This is a genomic window from Streptomyces mutabilis, assembly GCF_014649815.1.
GTDB classification, from domain to species: Bacteria; Actinomycetota; Actinomycetes; order Streptomycetales; family Streptomycetaceae; genus Streptomyces; species Streptomyces mutabilis.
Map to the genome: position 1 here is coordinate 1 of NZ_BMTT01000251.1, position 568 is coordinate 568.

1 protein-coding gene is annotated in these 568 nt (G+C 44.9%); it reads left to right on the top strand.

Annotated features, from left to right (window positions below; genetic code table 11):
- Positions 1–38 precede the first annotated feature (38 nt).
- The coding region (gene dnaN, locus IE142_RS40200; protein ID WP_229831294.1) for a DNA polymerase III subunit beta at positions 39–568 on the top strand (530 nt) is incomplete at its 3' end.

Consider the following 568-nt stretch of genomic DNA (forward strand, 5'->3'; position numbering starts at 1 on the left):
GCCCAACTTTACCTATTTTAGGCAACCTGTTGCTTAAGGTGACGGAGAATACCTTATCGCTAACAGGTACAGACCTTGAGATGGAGATGATGGCAAGAGTGAGTCTTAGCCAATCTCATGAAATCGGTGCAACGACTGTTCCTGCGCGTAAGTTTTTTGATATTTGGCGCGGATTACCTGAGGGAGCAGAAATCAGCGTAGAATTAGACGGTGATCGCTTACTCGTTCGTTCAGGAAGAAGTCGTTTTTCTTTATCGACACTCCCAGCGTCTGATTTCCCGAATTTAGACGATTGGCAAAGTGAGGTTGAATTTACTTTGCCACAAGCCACTCTAAAACGTTTGATTGAATCCACACAGTTTTCAATGGCGCATCAAGATGTGCGTTACTACCTCAACGGTATGTTATTTGAAACGGAAAACACGGAATTGCGCACGGTTGCTACTGATGGTCACCGTTTAGCGGTCTGTGCCATGGATATTGGACAATCTTTACCCGGACATTCTGTTATTGTGCCACGTAAAGGTGTTATTGAACTGGTGCGTTTACTTGATGGCAGTGGTGAGAG